Annotated in this window: 20 protein-coding genes; 6 read left to right on the forward strand and 14 right to left on the reverse strand. The window is 43.0% G+C overall.

Annotation, left to right across the window (positions count from 1 at the left end):
• Positions 1-44 precede the first annotated feature (44 nt).
• The 3 genes from AABI20_RS06170 to trhA form a co-directional block, all read right to left on the reverse strand.
• The gene (locus tag AABI20_RS06170; protein WP_338347133.1) at positions 45-1,433 is read right to left on the reverse strand and encodes an MFS transporter; all 1,389 of its coding nucleotides are present in this window, start codon (positions 1,431-1,433) and stop codon (positions 45-47) included.
• A gap of 142 nt (positions 1,434-1,575) precedes the next feature.
• The gene (locus tag AABI20_RS06175) at positions 1,576-2,223 is read right to left on the reverse strand and encodes a carbonic anhydrase family protein (RefSeq protein ID WP_288847050.1); all 648 of its coding nucleotides are present in this window, start codon (positions 2,221-2,223) and stop codon (positions 1,576-1,578) included.
• A 20-nt stretch (positions 2,224-2,243) separates the two neighbouring features.
• Positions 2,244-2,894 carry a PAQR family membrane homeostasis protein TrhA gene (trhA, locus tag AABI20_RS06180; protein ID WP_288847049.1) on the reverse strand — a complete coding sequence of 217 codons (651 nt, stop codon included), beginning with the start codon at positions 2,892-2,894 and terminating at the stop codon, positions 2,244-2,246.
• Between the two features lie 152 nt (positions 2,895-3,046).
• On the opposite strand from trhA, the gene AABI20_RS06185 reads away from it, so the two are divergent.
• Entirely contained in the window at positions 3,047-3,394 is a 348-nt protein-coding gene (locus AABI20_RS06185) for an iron-sulfur cluster biosynthesis family protein (RefSeq protein WP_047975184.1), read from the forward strand.
• Between the two features lie 94 nt (positions 3,395-3,488).
• Here the strand turns inward: AABI20_RS06185 and AABI20_RS06190 are convergent, their stop codons facing one another.
• From AABI20_RS06190 to AABI20_RS06205, 4 genes are read right to left on the reverse strand one after another with little or no spacing between them, the layout of a single operon-like run.
• The gene (locus tag AABI20_RS06190) at positions 3,489-4,382 is read right to left on the reverse strand and encodes a DegV family protein (RefSeq protein WP_288847047.1); all 894 of its coding nucleotides are present in this window, start codon (positions 4,380-4,382) and stop codon (positions 3,489-3,491) included.
• 35 nt (positions 4,383-4,417) lie between these two features.
• Positions 4,418-4,768 (reverse strand): fluoride efflux transporter FluC, encoded by a 351-nt coding sequence (locus AABI20_RS06195; RefSeq protein ID WP_047975186.1) that lies wholly within the window; start codon positions 4,766-4,768, stop codon positions 4,418-4,420.
• Positions 4,761-5,177, reverse strand: coding sequence for a fluoride efflux transporter FluC (locus tag AABI20_RS06200; RefSeq protein ID WP_047975187.1), 417 nt, complete (start codon positions 5,175-5,177; stop codon positions 4,761-4,763). Before AABI20_RS06200 ends, AABI20_RS06195 begins: the two co-directional genes overlap by 8 nt.
• A gap of 48 nt (positions 5,178-5,225) precedes the next feature.
• Entirely contained in the window at positions 5,226-5,663 is a 438-nt protein-coding gene (locus AABI20_RS06205; RefSeq protein WP_047975188.1) for an Rrf2 family transcriptional regulator, read from the reverse strand.
• Between the two features lie 85 nt (positions 5,664-5,748).
• Here AABI20_RS06205 and AABI20_RS06210 point away from each other — a divergent pair, with 85 nt between their 5' ends.
• From AABI20_RS06210 to AABI20_RS06225, 4 genes are all read left to right on the forward strand, one after another.
• Positions 5,749-6,354, forward strand: coding sequence for a nitroreductase family protein (locus AABI20_RS06210; protein ID WP_047975189.1), 606 nt, complete (start codon positions 5,749-5,751; stop codon positions 6,352-6,354).
• A gap of 336 nt (positions 6,355-6,690) precedes the next feature.
• Positions 6,691-7,692, forward strand: coding sequence for a tryptophan ABC transporter substrate-binding protein (gene trpX / locus AABI20_RS06215; protein WP_288847045.1), 1,002 nt, complete (start codon positions 6,691-6,693; stop codon positions 7,690-7,692).
• Positions 7,692-8,591 (forward strand): ABC transporter permease, encoded by a 900-nt coding sequence (locus tag AABI20_RS06220; protein WP_047975191.1) that lies wholly within the window; start codon positions 7,692-7,694, stop codon positions 8,589-8,591. Before trpX ends, AABI20_RS06220 begins: the two co-directional genes overlap by 1 nt.
• Entirely contained in the window at positions 8,584-9,339 is a 756-nt protein-coding gene (locus AABI20_RS06225; protein ID WP_288847043.1) for an ABC transporter ATP-binding protein, read from the forward strand. The genes AABI20_RS06220 and AABI20_RS06225 overlap by 8 nt, the downstream gene beginning before the upstream one ends.
• Before the next feature lie 140 nt (positions 9,340-9,479).
• Here AABI20_RS06225 and AABI20_RS06230 read toward each other — a convergent pair whose 3' ends face one another.
• The 5 genes from AABI20_RS06230 to tyrS form a co-directional block, all read right to left on the reverse strand.
• Entirely contained in the window at positions 9,480-9,824 is a 345-nt protein-coding gene (locus tag AABI20_RS06230; RefSeq protein ID WP_338347135.1) for a hypothetical protein, read from the reverse strand.
• Between the two features lie 472 nt (positions 9,825-10,296).
• A complete protein-coding gene (locus AABI20_RS06235; protein WP_047975194.1) occupies positions 10,297-10,599 on the reverse strand; it encodes a hypothetical protein in 303 nt (100 codons plus the stop codon).
• Positions 10,600-10,716: 117 nt separating this feature from the next.
• Positions 10,717-11,505 carry an ABC transporter permease subunit gene (locus tag AABI20_RS06240; RefSeq protein ID WP_288847039.1) on the reverse strand — a complete coding sequence of 263 codons (789 nt, stop codon included), beginning with the start codon at positions 11,503-11,505 and terminating at the stop codon, positions 10,717-10,719.
• A 17-nt stretch (positions 11,506-11,522) separates the two neighbouring features.
• Positions 11,523-12,434 carry an ABC transporter ATP-binding protein gene (locus AABI20_RS06245; protein WP_047975196.1) on the reverse strand — a complete coding sequence of 304 codons (912 nt, stop codon included), beginning with the start codon at positions 12,432-12,434 and terminating at the stop codon, positions 11,523-11,525.
• A gap of 428 nt (positions 12,435-12,862) precedes the next feature.
• On the reverse strand, positions 12,863-14,110 hold the full coding sequence (tyrS, locus tag AABI20_RS06250; RefSeq protein ID WP_338345116.1) for a tyrosine--tRNA ligase: 1,248 nt from the start codon (positions 14,108-14,110) through the stop codon (positions 12,863-12,865).
• A gap of 472 nt (positions 14,111-14,582) precedes the next feature.
• Between tyrS and AABI20_RS06255 the strand changes: the two genes are divergently transcribed.
• Positions 14,583-16,436: an FAD/NAD(P)-binding protein gene (locus tag AABI20_RS06255; RefSeq protein WP_047975714.1), complete on the forward strand. Its 1,854-nt coding sequence runs from the start codon at positions 14,583-14,585 to the stop codon at positions 16,434-16,436.
• Between the two features lie 62 nt (positions 16,437-16,498).
• Here the strand turns inward: AABI20_RS06255 and AABI20_RS06260 are convergent, their stop codons facing one another.
• Complete coding sequence (locus AABI20_RS06260; RefSeq protein ID WP_338347140.1) at positions 16,499-17,392, reverse strand: prolyl oligopeptidase family serine peptidase; 894 nt, start codon at positions 17,390-17,392, stop codon at positions 16,499-16,501.
• Positions 17,393-17,523: 131 nt separating this feature from the next.
• Positions 17,524-17,697 carry a hypothetical protein gene (locus AABI20_RS06265; RefSeq protein ID WP_200898281.1) on the reverse strand — a complete coding sequence of 58 codons (174 nt, stop codon included), beginning with the start codon at positions 17,695-17,697 and terminating at the stop codon, positions 17,524-17,526.
• Positions 17,698-17,719 lie beyond the last annotated feature (22 nt).

A 17,719-nucleotide genomic window follows, 5' to 3' on the forward strand; every position in this document is an offset into this window, starting at 1 on the left:
AAAAAAAGCCAAACAAAGCGCTGTTTGGCTTTCTTTTATTAAATTTAACTAAGAGTTTGCGCCCCGGCATCTTTTGGTAAGGTTAAAACCTCCAAAAGCGGGTACATGGAAACCAATCCCACAATCAAGAAGGTGATTTGATAGGCCAGCGTGGTTTTCATAACCTGACCAAGCAAAGCCAAAATCGTTGCGACAATCCCGACACCCAAAGCTTGTGACAGCATTTGGAGGACTGAAGTTAAGGTATTAGCTGAATTCTTCTGTTCCTTTGAAAGCTCCGAGAAAGACAATGAATTGTAAGACGTCAAAGCTAATGAGCGACCGATACCTGATACAAAGGCAACAAAGGCAATCCATGCCTTGGCGCTATCGGCGTGAAAGGCAGCCATCAAAAATGTTGCTAAACTAGCTAGGCTCAGAGCCACCACCAAGGCGTACTTGTAGCCTAAACAGCGAATAATCACGGTGGTAAACGGCTTAATGGCGATATTGCCGACGAAAATAAAGATGACATAGGTTCCAGCCATGATTGGTGACCAATGGAAGGCGACCTGCAAGACCAAGGTCAAAAGGTATGGCAAAGCGCCAATCGTCATCCAAAAGATTGATCCACCCGATTCATAGACACGGAAAGTTTTGACCTTCAGAGGTTCTAGCGAAAAGAGCGGTTGGTCGCTAGCTGAAAGATGGTGCCAGGCCAAGGCCAAAAAGACGAGTGCTACGAACAGCACCAAGAAGCCCCAGAAAAAGAGTGACAATCCACGTGACAGAATTTCAGAAGCAATCAAAAGCCCCCCACCGGCAACCGCCACAAGCAAGAAACCAAATAAATCAAAGGGCAAGTCTTCCCGTTCGTTATCATCCAAAATAAAGAACGCACCCGTTAAGATGATTAACAGGCCAATTGGCAGGTTCAAAAAGAAAATCCAATGCCAGGACAAACTAGCAATGACGTAACCCCCAAGTAAAGGAGCAATCGCCGGTGCCAAGAGTGCCGGCCAAACCAGGTAAGACAGGATTTGGAGCATTTTCTTTGGTTCTGTATTTTCCAAAATAATTAAGCGGCCGACGGGTACCATCAAGGCCCCGGACATCCCCTGGATAGCCCGCATGACCAACAAATAGGTCAAGTTGTTAAAGAGCCCGGCCAGCACGGATGAAACCGTGAAAAGACCCACGGCAATCAAAAATAAGTTCTTGCGGCGAACCTTTTTGGCTAACCAACCAGATAATGGAATAAAGATAGCGGAAAACAGCATATAAACCGACACGAGCAATGAGGCCGTGCTTTGGGCCACTTTCAAATCAGTTGCAATCTGTGGTAGCGCTGTTGTGACAATGGTTGAATCAAGCATTTGCATAAACAGTGCGGCAGCTACGACCAAGGCCGCCTGTTTCATCTGCGAAAAATTCATTTGCGAATTACTGGTCATAAAAAAAATCCCCTTTTAAATGACGAATGAAATCAAAGAAGCTCCTCATTTGTTAGAGAAGCTCACTTTACATCTATTAATTTTAGCCTTAGATCAAAAAGAAGACAAACGGCATTGAAAAAAGCCCGAAGGGCTTTTGCACTTACTTTGATTTTTTCACCGTTGATAAGTGGTGATAAACCACCGTCCGCCCGGATAAAGGCTGGCAATTTCGGTAGTTATCCGGATAGGCTTCGGCAAAAGTTGCCAAATCTTTAGGGTTTATCCCCACCGGTTTGTCTAACAAGAACCAATTAATGTCTTTTTTCAACGGCGGTGTGGTTAACGACCCCATATAGCTAAAGCAGCCCGTCTTTTCCACAGGCAACAAATCCTGCAAATTAACGGTCTTTTTTTCTTCCGAAAAAAGCGGAGCGAAGATGACAGGGTGCTTTTCGTCGACTTCGGCAAAGGCCCCGACCACCAAGGTTTGGCCAAGCTGATTTTGACAAACGATGTGAATCTCAGCCGCATCGCGCTGACCATCAATCAGGTGTTCAGCGCCATCATGAATATGAAAACGAACGACATTCCAAGCTTGCTGGTTTAAAATCAGCTGGCCCTGGCAATAAAATTGATCACCAATCACTTCCGGACTCTTCTTGACCGGTGTGTTTTGAAAATCAGTCCAATCAACCTGCCAGTCATCACCTGTGACAACGGCTGATTTTTCAATCGCAATTGGCGACTCTAGGTTGCTTAACGCAGTGGCTGTCCAGGCACTTTGAAAGCGATAATCCAGCTTTTCCATCTTTTTGACCTTCTTTCAATCTAAAGAGTTAGATATATTGAGCAGTACATGAGTCCGGCACCAACAAGAACAAAAACGTGCCAGTAAACATGGCCCATGGGAATTTTTGGTACGAGGTAAAAAATGGTTCCAAGAGAGTATACCACACCGCCGGCTAATAGTAACCAAAAGGCAGCCGGTGATAAAGCAGTCCACAATAACGGCATAGCAATAATAATCAGCCAGCCCATCACCAGGTAAATCAGGACAGATAACCAAGGAAAGCGACCAACCAGAAACAAGTCATAAACCAGACCAGCAATGGTCATCAATAGAATGGCGGACCAGATACCAATCCCCCAACCGCCCTTCAAAACTAACCAAGTATAGGGCGTGTAGGACCCTAATATCACAAAGTAAATACCGGCATGATCCATAAATTGAAAAATCTTGGCCGCTCTAGTAAAGACCAGTGAGTGAAAAAGTGTCGAAGCCAGTAAAAACAGTGATACCGAGGTCAAATAAATACTGACCGCCGCGATTTCAATGCCACTCGTCTGCCCATCACCGACCATTTTCAGCGCTAAAAAGACACTGGCAATAATAGCTAAGATAAAGCCAAGACCATGGGTAACGGCATTTAAAACCTCATAGACAATCTGATAAGCTTTTCCATGTTTTTTGATTTCCATTTTTTATAAAACCCCTTAAAAGTTGTCTGTCGCATGAATTTTCTCTATTGTCATCGTGAAAATAAATAAAATAACAACTATACCAATTGACAAACATTGTTAAACATTATATACTAATCTTGTTACTTAAAGATGAATTGGAGGAATATTTTATGAAATTGACTTTTACACCAGCAGCAGCTGACCGTTTGCAGAAGTTCTTAGGCGACGATGTCAAGATGGTCTTGGACTTTGACGACGGCGTTGGCCCATTCTCAGACGAAGCAAACTGCACCTTGGCTTTGTCATTTAACCTCGTGTTCGTCAATAAGGATACTGATTTGTCCGAATTTGGTGCTAAGATTGACTCAAACCTTGGTGAAATCTATGCTAAGCCTTATTCAACCGATCAAATGGACGAAGAAATGACCGTTGACGTCAATGAAAAGTACTTGCGTTACTCATTGGCTGGTCGCGGTGGCGAATTGGACCCTGCCTTGGGTATCAAAAAAATTGCCTAACCCATCTTGATAGTCAGGCATTAACCAATATTTATCTGCTTACTAAAAAGTCAGCCGTTCGGCTGGCCTTTTTTATTTACTCTAAATGACTATTTCAGTCTTCTTTTGCCATGTCTTGCCAGTCATGTGACCAAATAACGGCCATCGCCCCATCACCAGTATGCACACCAATGACAGGATCCATGCTGGCGCGTTCAAAGGCAACCGTTGGGTACTTCGCCTGAAAATCTTTCAGCCATTTGTCCCCTAATTTGGCATTATTACCATCAATGATGTAGGCGCGCACTGGGAAATCAGCAGCCCGAAGGTAGTCTTCAAAGGCTTCTTGAATCTGCTCCTTTGCCCCGGACATCTTTCGTGCTTTGCCAACGGCGCCAATCTTCCCATCCCCGACAATATCAAAGGACAAGATTGGCTTAATATTCAATAAGCCGCCAATCAAAGCTTGGCCGCGCGATAGGCGGCCTGTCCGCTTCAAATGCGAAATATCGTTGACGACCAAACGAACGCCCAGGTCCTCACGGAAAGCCGCGAGCGCTTGGTCAATTTCGACCAAAGTACAGCCCTTTTCGGCTAATTTAGCGGCCAACAAAGCTTGACTGGCCTGCCCCATGTTAGTCAATTTGGAATCGACTACAAGAATTTCTTCAAGGCCATCGAAACCATCAGCAACCAGCTTTGCCGTTTGCAAGGCACCTGAAATTCCTGAAGACAGGGTAATGATGATGGCTTCTGTATAGCCAGCCTGGACGGCCTGGTTCAAAGCCTGTTCCCATTCAGCTGGACTTGGTTGCGATGTCGTTGGCAAAACATCTTTTTTAGTCATTAATTCAACCAAATCAGCTAGAGAAGTTAAATCCTGGCCACCCATATAAGTTTCTTGGCCAAATAAAATCGGAATTGACACTTCCTCAATTCCATATGAACGGCGGATTTCGGCCGGCAACGCCGCCGATGAATCCACGATTACTGCTGTTTTCTTTGTCATAAGTTGCTCCTAATCCTAAGGGCTATTTTACCATACTAACGAACGGCCCCTGCTAGGACTTGACCTAAGAGGAAAGCAATGGCCCCTGCGAGAACCTGCACGAATAAATAAAGTAGTTGCTTAAAGAGGCCATCTCTTTGCTTCGCCTGGGTCATCATCGTTGAAAAGGTGGTCAATCCACCCAAAAAACCAGTTTGCGTCAACAAGACGGCATGGGAACCTTGACCGATACTTGAAAGAATACCAAGTAAAAACGATCCTAGGATATTAACCGCCCAGACTCCGGTAAACAAATCAAACCGTTGCGGCCACCAAATCAGTAACAGATAGCGTAAAAGGGCCCCGAGCCCAGCCCCAATCATCACGAGCAGGTAGTTTTCAAGCATGGCTGACCCCCTTCTGATTTGGATTCAAAACGACCCGAGCGGTCAACTGTCCGGCAATCACCAATGCTAGACCACCAAAAAGCGAAAGGAAAAGATAAGAAAAGGCCAAAAATGGTTGATGCAAGCCAAGATGGACGGTTTGTAAAATCATGGTTCCAAAGGTTGTAAACCCACCCATGATGCCGGTACCCAAAAATGATTGCCAGTAAGCGGGGCGTTCCATCTTCCCAATCAAATAAGCGCCCAAGAAGGCCAGCAAAAAGGCGCCCAGCCAGTTAATCAGCATCGTCGTCAGTGGCCATTCGCCAATGACTGGCACAAAGCTTAATAAATAGCGGAACAGGCCCCCAATCGCACCTCCAAGGAAAACCACCAATCCTTCAATTTTTCGATTCGTTTCAACTGTCATGATGTCGCCTACTTTCTATATAAGAAAATTCTATCACGCAATCAATGCTCAAATTGGCAGCGTTTGGTTCTTTTTGACGTCTTCGACAAGATCAAAAAGCGTCATCTCACCCATAACGGCCATCACCGCTTGATCGATTTCACCATAATACTTTGACAGGGCCGAACCAATTGAAGAACCGACTGGACAGTCAGGGTTGGTGTGCTTATCCAAGGCAAAAACGGCTGCACAGTCCTCAACGGCCTGCAAGACTTCTGCAAAGGTAATGTCCTTACTATCTTTTGCCAGCACAGGACGGCCTGGATAAGGACCCTGCCGACACAAAATATCAGCATTCTGCAATTCAGCTAAAAGTGCTCGCACGCGTGACGGGTTGGTATTAATGGAATCCGCAATCGTAGCGGAGCTTAATGAATCTGTTGGGCGCGCGGTTGCCACATAAACAAGGATGTGGAGCGCATTTGTTAATCGTAATGATGGTTTCATAAAAATTAGTCCTTGTATTTTTCTAAAGTCTATTATAACATAGTGTTGTACTTTTAAAAAATACAACCAACAAGGAGACAGAAATATGTCAGAATTCATCGATTTACAAAAGAAGCGTCGTTCAATTTACGCCCTTGGTAAGGACGTTCAACAAACTCCTGAAGAACTTAATTCAATTATTAAAGAAGCCATTGAAAACACACCATCAGCCTTTAACTCACAATCAACACAAGCCGTTGTTTTGACTGGTGCAGCACACGATCGTTTGTGGGATATCACATTAGCTGAATTGAAGAAGGTTTCTGCTGATGAAGAAGCCTTTGCTGCTACGAAGGCCAAGGTTGACGGTGCTTTCAAGGCCGGCTTTGGTACTGTTTTGTTCTATACTGACACAACCATCGTCAAGGGCTTGCAAGAGGGCTTCCCACTTTACGCTAACAACTTCCCTGATTGGGCAGAAGAAGCAGTTGGTATCTCACTTTACGCCGTTTGGTTGCGCTTAGCTGAAGAAGGCATTGGGGCTTCATTGCAACACTACAACCCATTGATTGATGCAGCCGTTGCCAAGGAATTCAACTTGCCTGAAAACTGGACTTTGCGTGGTCAAATGCCATTTGGTTCAATCGTTGCTCCTGCAGGCGACAAGGACTACTTAGCAGAAGACGTTCGTTTCCGTTTCTTCCAAGACTAATTTTCTCTTAACGTTATTGTAGACTTTTCTGATAACTTTTTCATTTTTTCTTGACAGGCCTAGTCCCGTCTTGTATGCTTAACTTAACTTTTAGATGTTTTAAGGAGTCGCGTATGCGTCAGTTTGCTTTACAATCTAACCGCCAATGGTGGCGCCGGTAGGAAAGCAGCTCGTCGATTGGACAAGCTGTGACAACAGTTTTGTCCCAACCGGCTCTTTTGCAATACTGCAATTCATTAAAAGTCTGTTTGGGTTTAATCACAATACCCAGGCAGGCTTTTCTTTTTGTCTAAAACTTGTCTGGGCCAGTATATTAGAAGTTTGAAGGAGTAAAAAATGAATAAACGTCTACTAACCGTGACATCATTCATCGCCCTTTTCCTAGTCGTTGCCTTTTTCACCACGGACAATAGCAACACGAGTACGAAAAAAGGCATCCCCACCGTGGGTATTTTGCAATTAGTCACTCACCCTGCCTTGGATCAAATTCACCAAGGAGTGGTGGCCGGGCTGGCTGATGGTGGTTACAAAGCCGGCAAAAACGTGAAGATCGACTATCAAAATGCGCAAGCGGACCAAGCTAATTTGAAAACAATGGCGCAAAATTTTGCCAATAAGAATGAAGACTTAACCGTTGGAATCGCTACGCCAGCAGCCCTTTCTTTGGCCAAGGCAGCCGATGGTAAGACCCCCGTTATCCTAGCAGGAATTACCAACCCTAGCGGCTCTAAGTTGGTGAAATCAGATGCTCATCCTGGCGCTAACATTACTGGGGTCGGTGGTGACTCTCCTTATGAAAAGCAAGTTGCTGTCTTCAAGGAAGTCTTACCAAAGGCCAAGACAGTCGGAATCATTTCCACTTCTTCTGATGCTGGTGGTACTTATAATGCGAAAAAAATGGCTAATGCATTAAAAAAGGCCGGTTATCAAGTCAAAAACTATACGATTGCTTCCACTAATGACATGCAACAGGTTGCAACCACCATGGTCAGCCAAGTCGACGCTGTTTACGCACCACAAGATAATGGTGTCGCCACGGCGATGAAGACTTTGGTTGCCGTCGCTAACCAAGCGCATGTAGCTGTTATTCCGGCTGCAGACTCAATGGTGAAAGACGGTGGTTTGGTTACTTTCTCTAATTCACAGTATGAAATTGGTTATCAGGCTGGTCGGATGGCTGCCCAAGTCCTTAGTGGCAAGAAGAAAACGGCCACGATGCCGGTTTACAACGTTACTAAGGGAAATTACGTCATCAACCAACAAACAGCGAAAACGCTTGGCATTATATTGCCTGCCGATATCGTTGCAGAGGCTGAAAAAGCTGGGGAGGTCTTCTAATGTCAATTGTTGTTTCAAGTATTTCTCAAGGGATCTTGTGGGCCGTTTTGGGCCTGGCCCTGTTCTTAACCTTTAGAATTTTAAACTTCGCTGATATGACGGTTGAAGGTTCCTTCCCACTTGGTGGTGCGACCGCTGTTACCCTGATTGCCCATGGGACCAACCCCTATCTGGCAACATTAGCCGCCGTCTTCGTTGGTGCACTAGCTGGTTTAGTAACTGGTCTTTTGTATACCAAAGGTAAGATACCGATTTTGCTATCCGGGATTTTGGTGATGACAGCCTGCCTGTCCATTAACCTCCGGATTATGGGCTCTGCCAATATTTCCCTCTTGAACCAAAAGACAATCTTCTCGTCACCATTCTTAGAAGGTCTACCAAAATACTTTGACGGCGTCTTTGTGGGCCTGATTATTATTGTTTTGATTACCCTCGCCTTAATCTGGTTCCTACAAACGGAACTCGGCCAAGCCTTCATCGCAACAGGTGATAACGCAAAAATGGCTGCTGCTTTTGGTATTAAAACTGACCAAATGATCATTATGGGTCTGATGGTCTCAAACGCCATGATCGCCTTTGGTGGCGCCGTTATTGCCCAAAACAACGGCTTTGCGGATATTAACATGGGAATCGGCATCATCGTCATTGCCCTAGCTTCAATTATTATTGGTGAAGTTGCCTTTGGTGATTTGTCATTAAATCAGCGCCTGGTTGCTGTTATCATTGGTTCCATTATCTATCGCCTGGTTTTGCTGGCCGTCTTGCAACTTGGCTTCTCAACCAATGACTTGAACCTGATTTCATCCATTATTCTGGCCATCGCGATGGTTTTGCCTCAAGTGCGCCATTATTTGAAATTAGACAAAATTTTGCAGTTAGGAGGACAGCACCATGACTAAACCCGTGATTACACTAAAAGATGCAACCGTTACCGTCGGCAATCAAACCGAAATTTTAAAGCAGCTCAACCTAGAAATTTATCCCGGTGATTTTATCACTGTCTTAGGGACCAATGGGGCTGGGAAGTCGACTTTGTTCAACGCCATTTCTGGTGACCTCGCACTTAACTCCGGAGCTGTCTACCATCAAGGTAAAGACATTACCTCTCTGCCAGCAGTTAAGCGAACTGCCTTTCTGGCTCGTGTTTTCCAGGACCCAAAGATGGGAACAGCACCCCGGATGACGGTTGCTGAAAACCTCCTCTTGGCTGAGAAGCGTGGTTCAAAACGGACATTAAGAAACCGTCACCTTACCAGCCAAAAACTGAATTTTTATCATGAAATCACGGAAAAGATGGGCAACAACCTTGAAGATCGCTTGCAGACAGCTGCTGGTTCCCTTTCTGGGGGGCAACGACAAGCACTATCCTTTTTGATGGCCATTCAGGTTAAGCCAGAACTTCTGCTCTTAGACGAGCATACAGCCGCTTTAGATCCCAAGACCTCTGCACAACTAATGGATGCCACAAACCATCAGGTCGTCGATAATCACCTAACGGCGTTGATGATTACCCATAATTTGGCGGACGCCCTCACCTATGGCAATCGCTTGATTGTCTTAAACGCTGGTAAAATTGTCTTAGACGTTAAAGACCAAGAAAAAAAAGACCTCAGTGAAGAGGACCTCCTCGAATACTTTGTTCACTAAAATGAGGCTTCACAAATAATCAGTAATAACCATTTTGATTGGTACTCACTACATCAAAAATAAAAAGAAGACATATTTTCTTAAAAAGCTCCGAATCACAATCGGAGCTTTTTTATTTATCAGAATTTGTCTAGACGATTTTAAGTAATCAATGTGTAATGTCCTGAAGGCTCCACCCGATAAAGACCCGCTGTACCTGTGCCTCCATCTAACCGATAAGCTTTAATAATCAACTTGACAATGAAATCTTTTGGATTACTTTCATCATTGAATACATCAAATTCCAAAGCATTTAAGTCTGATCCAACCGACCTATAAGCTTCCTTAATAACATCAACCGCATCCTGACCATTGCTAACAGCATGCCCTTGGCCCTCTATGGTTGCTGATGGTACATCTGAGGCGTTTAATTCACCTGCACTTGCACTATTTCCAGTACTGCTGGCATTGGCCGTCGAAGATGCGGAAGGTTCGCTGGCACTCATACCCTCTCTAGCGCTGTTTGCATTCGTCATCGAAGATGCGGAAGATTCGCCAGCACTCGCGCTATTTCCAGTACTGCTAGCATTATCCGCAGAGGAAACTGGGGATACACTGTTTGAATTGGCTACAGAAGATACAACCTTTTTTGCATTCTTTGCATTGCCAATAGCCAAAAGAACAGTCCCACATGTCAGTACAATCATGGTTAGCACAACAACAATTTTTTCATTAAACCCCCACTATCTTAAAATCACTTCTTTTCATATAAACTATTAAAATATTGATGATTGTCTATCTTATTTCGAATGACTACAAAAAGAAACTCAGTAATATAACTTCTATCATCAAGTTTTCCATGGTCTCGGATCTCGAGAGCAAAGTAAAAGGACTAAGACCGATTAAATATCGGGCATCAGTCCTAAAGGGTATTCACTGACATCCCCTTATCTTGAGGGACGCACCACTTTTTACTTTTTAAAATTCCATTCCAGATCCATTAGTATTAATCCGATCAAAAACCTCAAAAAGATGTTCTCGCTCGGTTAATCGGTACTTTTTACTTTTGCGATCAAAGATGATTTCTGATTTAACCTCATCTTCGACCTGCAAGTCCGCCAGAAACTCACGAATCGCGGCAATATCACGCTGAACGGTCTTGCGACCAACGAAAAAGAGGTTTTCGATTTCATCTACGCCCATTGATTGCTTGGAAATCAGGACGGAATAAAGACGTAAAATCCGTTGCTTGTCATTATATGCTGGTGGTTTTCTTGACATAAGATTTCTCCTAACCCTATTTTATCAAAGCCAAACAGAAAGAAAAGACTTGTTTTTAGAATTATTCGCATGTATGTACTAAAAAAGACTGCTGAAGCAGTCTTTTTTATTTTTAAATTAGACAGAGCGTCGGTTAAAAATCCAATAAGCCAAGGCGTACATAACCAAGACATAGGCACCATAAATGACGAACAGTACCCAGGCACCAGCGCCGAAGTAGGACTGGATGCTTTTATTAAAATCGGAAGTACCACTGTAGTAAGAAACAACGTTCTGAACAGTCAATGGATTCCACTTTAATGGGGCCCAAAGTTGAATCAATGAAGAAGTCACTGCTGACAAGATACTAGTTGCAACTGACATCACAATTCCAAGAGAAATTGCTGCTGCAGAAGACTTAGCGATGTTTGAAACCAAAAGAACAATGGCCATTAAGAATAATGAACCAACAAAGCTCATCAACAATGCAAATAAGAATGACTTCCAATCAAGGCTTGTGTAATAAGTGGTGTAAACCTTTTCAGTTGAGCCATCATGCATTGCCCGGTAAATTAACCGACCAATCGCTGTTCCTGCGAGTGAGAAAACAATCAAGAGGAAGTATTCAACAATGACCGTAATAATCTTAGCTAAAAAGATTTGAAGTCGTGAATACTGACGTGACAATAAGGGACGAATTGTTCCAAAAGTAAATTCCTGCGTAAATGATAGGGCTGTTAAGACCAACATGCCAATCGTAATGATGATACTTGAACCACCCAAGGAACCATATGCTGATGCCTGACTAGCCATTGGCACAAAACTAGTCAAAGTAATAATTGGTAGAACAAAGGCGATAATCGCCCAGATATAGACCCGGTTTTGCTTCCAGGCCTTCATTGCTTCTTGCTTTAATAACGTAAACATGAATTCTCCTTCGTTGACTAGGCACGAGTGGCGTCAGTTGACAATACAGATAACAAATGATCTTCCAAGTTTCCTTGACCCGTTTGAATATCCGTCACTTCAAGCCCTTCATCAGTGGCTAATTTCAGCACCTTTTGTGCTGTCACATCGCCTTGAACAGCAATCAAGACACGGTCATCGCCCATTGAGGCATCCCAACCCGCAGCCTTGGCTACAGCCAACATCTTATCATTATCACTCGTTTGAACCTTAACCTGGGTCTTTCCTTCGGCCAAGAAATCCACCATCTTTTCACGACGTAAGACTTTTCCCTTATTAATGATCACGACATCATCAGCCAAACGTTGCAATTCATCCAACAAGTGTGAAGAAATCAAGAAGGCTACACCCTTGTCAGCTAGTGAACGAATCAAGGCACGAATGTCATGAACAGACTGTGGATCCAAACCGTTCATTGGTTCATCCAAAACAACAAATTTTGGATTACGGATTAAGGCGATAGCAATCCCCAGGCGTTGCTTCATTCCTAATGAGAACTTCTTTGCCTTGCGCTTACCAAACTTTTCGCCGTCGATTCCAGTAATCTTCATCAATTCATCGATGTCTGCATGATCCTTGGCATCCATGGCATAGTATGTCATATGGTCACGTGCAGTGAAATTAGGATAAATTGCTGGATATTCAATCAAATTACCCATCTTTGCCAATGACTTATTCTTGGCAAAGCGGATGCGTTCATCATCAAAAATGATTTCCCCATCGCTATAAGACATTAATCCAGTAATGGCGCGCATTGCTGTCGACTTCCCAGCCCCGTTAGGACCAATCAACCCAACAATTCGCCCAGGTTCTACGGAAAACGAAACGTTATCCAAAGCCTGGTAAGAACCGAAGTTCTTTGACACGTGATGCAGTTCTAGTAATGACATTAACTATGTCTCCTTTGTCTTGATACTGATCTGAGGATAATTTTTGCGCTACCGGTCTTTGTTTTTGACAATTTTAACACTGTCGCAAAAATCAGTCTCTTCGCCCATTATAACAAAGACTCGCACGCATTCAAAAGCCCAGCACCCATCGCCAATAAAGTTTCAGGTAGTAAAAGGCCCCCTGATAAAAATCAGGGGGTCGTCCATCTGCTGAACCTCCACCTCGGCACGGGAGAGAAGGTATAAATTAGGTTTAGAGAGAAGTATTTATAGATGTGCCGAGATGAAGTTTTTGATGTCCGATATATCGCTATATCGATAATGTAAGTATAGGAAATTGAGATTAAACTAAAATTAAAGAAAAAAATTCTTTTTATTTATTTTTTTTAAAAGAAAAAAGGCCCTTAAGGCTTTATAATCCACTTTTCTTACTTAACCGTTCCCAAGAAATACTTCTTCTTACCGCGTCGTACTAAGATATATTGACCATCATAATTGGCGCTTGGATCAACTTCGGCTTCAACGTCTGTTTCCTTTTGACCATTAATAGTAATCGCACCGTTCGTCACGTCTTCACGGGCCTGACGCTTAGACTTTTCAATACCAGCGTCAACTAAGAAGTCAACTACATTTTGCTTAGCACTAGTTGTTTCAAATCCTGGAACACCCGCAAAAACATCGCGAATTTGTTGGACAGAAAGTGCTGCAACATCACCCGAGAACAATGCCTTGGACAGCGCTTCTGCCTCTTCCACGGCTGCTTGACCGTGAACAAATGCTGTCACTTCTTCCGCTAAGCGCTTTTGGCCAAGACGAGCACCAGGATTTTCAGCAACTTCCTTTTCCAAATCAGCAATTTCTTCGGGGCTCAAGAACGTGAAATACTTTAGATACTTTACGACGTCTTCATCACGCTGGTTATACCAGAACTGGTAGAACGTATATGGTGATGTCTTTTCTGCGTTCAACCAAATGGCATTCCCTTCTGATTTTCCGAACTTCTTTCCAGTAGAATCCGTCATCAATGGAATGGTCAATCCAAAAGCTGGTGCATCGGAACCTTCAACCGTATGAATCAAATCAACACCGGCAGTGATGTTCCCCCACTGGTCGGAACCACCGATTTGCAAACGCACATTTTCTTCGCGCCAAAGATGCAAGAAGTCAATCGCTTGTAAAATCTGGTAAGTAAATTCCGTATAAGAAATACCCGTTTCCAAACGAGAAGCAACGACATCCTTCTTTAGCATGACATTAACGGAGAACAGCTTGCCGTAATCTCGCAGAAATTCTGGCAAGGTCATTGGGCTCAACCAATCGGCATTATTAACGATTGTTGTATCGTCGGAACCAAATAACTTAGTCACTTGAGCTGCAATGCCCTTTTCATTCACTTTCAACTGTTCTTCTGATAGCAATTGACGTTCAGTTGTTGGTCGAGGGTCCCCAATTGATCCAGTTGCCCCACCAACAATAATCACGGCTTTCCCACCGGCTTTTTGGAAACGCTTCAAAACCATAAATGGAATCAAATGTCCCAAGTGCAGGGAGTCGGCCGTTGGATCAGTGCCGACATACGCCCCGATTTGGCCGGCTTTCATTGCCTTCAACAGCCCCTCTTCATCAGTAACCTGGTTTAACGCCCCACGCCACTTCAAATCTTCAATAAAATTCATTTTACTTTCCTCCATTTGATTACCGGCAAGTTCGTCTCAGCTAAAAATCAGGACAAAAAAGCCCTAATCATCACTGATTAGGGCGAATTGTCCGCGGTACCACCTAAATTGCCTCTTTAAGGCCACTCATTTAGTCTTAACGCGACTCGACGTCATCGTTTCCTGTTGTGTAACTCAGTTTAAGAATGGGTTAGCTTACAGCGACCGCTAACTTTCTGCTTTTTCCATGGAAGTAAACTTTTGCCAACAGATGATAGGTCTATTATAACAAATTCCTTTTTTATTTGGGATTTACTTTGATTAGTCACCTTTTTTTTCAAACATATTTAGAGTAGAATTAGTTCAAGAAATATTATAAATTTTAGACACATTAGTTGTAATGTTTCTAACTTATTTTTTTCAAAAATTCATTTTCATAGCTTGCGCTTACTTTATCATTGGCTTTTTATTTTTACTTGATACAGGAGTCCCCATGCAAATTGCTTTAATTGGAGCGGGTCCGAGAAATCTTGCTATTCTCGACCGCCTTATTCAAAAAGCTGATTCAAACCAGGCCTTAACAATTAATATTTTCGACCCTTACCCGGTTGGTGGTCGCGTTTGGAATCCTTTTTTTGAAAATAATCAAACTTATTTAATGAATACGAATCCCAACCAGGTGACGTTATTTAATGATTATGATATTGGTCAACGTCGCGGTGATGATTTAACGCCAAACCTGCTTACTTGGGCCCAATCTTATGCCCTGGCCTTCTTAAAACAACATCACGAATATCCAATGGCTTATCGTGAGGAAGTTTTATCACTAACATCAATGACTGCCTATGCTTCCCGCGGTTTAATGGGTGTCTATGCGGCTTGGTTCTTTGAAGAAATTCTAAAAAACTGCCCAAGTAATCTTTCCGTGCGCTTTCACCAGGTCGCCGTCAAAAGCTTATTAGAAGCTAATCCAGGTTTTAACATCACGACTACCGATTATAATCATTTTTTTGCTGACAAAGTCGTCTTGGCACTTGGTCACCTTGATGCCGAGTTAAGTGAAAAGAAGAAAGATTTGGAAAAGTTTGCAAAAGAAAAAGGCTTTCACTATTATCCTGCCTCTCACCCGGCGGAAAATGACTTTTCTAACCTGAACGAAAATGATACTGTTTTGGTTCAAGGCCTTGGTCTCTCCTTTTTTGATGATCTCTTGTCTTTGACAGCTGGTAAAGGTGGTTCCTTTTTGACTAAAAAAGATGGATCACTTGTTTACCATCCATCTGGTCATGAGCCACATTTGATCATTGGTTCTGGATCTGGCCTGCCACCCCGAGCACATGGGCTTAATCAAAAAGGAGCAAACGAGCTGTATCAACCACGATTCTTCACGCTCGAACGCATGCAGCGCATTGCGAAAGATTGCGGTGGTCACCTACCCTACAATACTTTCCGCCATGTCTTAGATCAAGAGATGACCTACAAGTATCTAACTAACCAAGTAAACCTGCTTGATAAGCTTTCTGATACAGAAAAAGAAGAAATTTTAGATTTTCTAGAAAATCCAAAAAATTGGCAGCATGTTAACGAAAAGTTTCATCTAAAATTAGATGTGCACATTTCTTGGGAAAAGGAAGCAACCCCTTCCCGTGACGTGACTTCTCTTTCTGCTTTCCGGAAATTCTTCGTTCAACACTTAAAAGAAGATATTGATTCTGCCGCCTTAGGTAATGATAAATCACCCCTAACAGGCGCCTATGACATTCTTCGTGATGTTCGTGGTACTGTACGAACACTTTATAATGACCGTCTTTTTGATGAAGATGATTATCAAAAACTCTTAACTGACTTCAAGCTTTTTGATTCACAGCTATCGGTTGGGCCGCCATTAATTCGAATACGGCAACTTTTGGCCTTAATTAAAGCTAAGCAAGTCACTATTGCCGGTCCAAATTTCAGTGTCGATCATGATCAACAATTCTTTACCGCAACTGACCGATTTGATGAGCATTATCAAGGGACTGCCCTCATTGAGGCACGACTCGGCCGGCCTGATTTCCGCACAGCTAAAAGTCCGTTGCTAAAATCTCTCCGTCAGCACGGCTTAATTGTTGGTGATAATCGAATTATTAACCAGGATGGTACTGCTCCTTTAGCTAATACCATTAAAGTTAATCTGAAAACATTTACTGTTTATAACAAGGAAAATCAGTTAATTCCTAACCTGTTTGTCACTGGCGTTCCTCTAGAAGGCCAAAGTTGGTTCACTACAGTAATCCCCCGACCACACGTGCAAACAATCGCTTTCACTGAAGCAGCTACCGTCGTTCACCAAATTTTAAACCAATAAAAAGAAGGTAGGATTTAATTCCTACCTTCTTTTTATGTTCTAAAATCTTTTTAACCGTTGTTTCAATCTTTATCTTTCAAGAAAGCCATTTTTTCTTGGTAAATAGTTGGTGTATCATAATCAAAAATACCATGGTGGCCACCTGAGATGATATGGCAGATGGCTTTTTTTCCTGTCATTTTCTGATACCGAGCAATCAAATCAAGGCTTTGCTGATGAGGCACAACTTGATCAGCACTGCCTGCATAAGCTAATACAGCTGGCGTCTTTTTAGTGAAGTAGTTGGCTGGATTTGCCTGGCTAACACCGATTGGGTTTCCATCGACTGCTAAACCTGCTAAGGCTAATCCTTCAAACGAAATTGCTTGACCAGATTCGGCATATTTAGGTTGAATGCCCTCTTCTTGAAACTGTCGGGCGAATTGATCAAATTCATAAGGTCCATAATTGGCAATTACATGTTTAATTTCTGGCAAATCAGTTAAATCATCGGGTGCTGCAATCCGTCCTAACTTCACTTTGGCCGTTACGGATGAGGCTGTCAGCATTGCCAGCTGTGCGCCTGAAGATTCTCCGATCAAATCAACACTATTGGCTTCTAATTGATACTTTTCTGCATCTTTTTTAGCTTTTGCCAACACCGCTCGAATTTCTGCTACTTGTTTTGGAAAAGAAAATGATTTGGTCGAGATTAGTGCATAATTCATTGAAATAACGGCATAACCTTCTTTAACAAATTTCAATGAAGGTCCTAATTTAAAGGATGACTTCATCCCTCGAACTAATCCGCCTCCCTGAAGGTCCAAAATGATTGGGTGCAACCCGTCACCCGCTGGTAGATACAAATCGAAAAGCTGATAATCTTCTGAACCGTACTTTTGATTTTTGATCACACGGTCAACGTAATCAGGAATCTCAACAGGATCGATTGTCACCTGTGCATCTTTAAATAACATTCCCCCATCCTTTCTGTGTTTCACGTGAAACAGCCGGAAAATGTTTCACGTGAAACGCCATCAAAGAAAAGTAAAGAAAAAGCCAAGAAAGAATCTTAGCTTTAAGAAATATCAATGTTCTTTACTTTTTCTTAATCAATTTCATCCTTGCGACGATTATCCCACAAATAGGCGATCAACAAAATGACCGTCCCTAAATTGGCGCAAACCAGAGAAAAACCTTCCTGCTTGAAAATCCAACTTGCAATCGAAATAAACATCAAAACCAACGCGACAATCGTGACAATAACTGTTGTTTGCTTCATCCTTCTTCACTCTCCTTTTAGA

It is taken from the genome of Fructobacillus cardui, from assembly GCF_963580785.1.
Taxonomy (GTDB): Bacteria; Bacillota; Bacilli; order Lactobacillales; family Lactobacillaceae; genus Fructobacillus; species Fructobacillus cardui.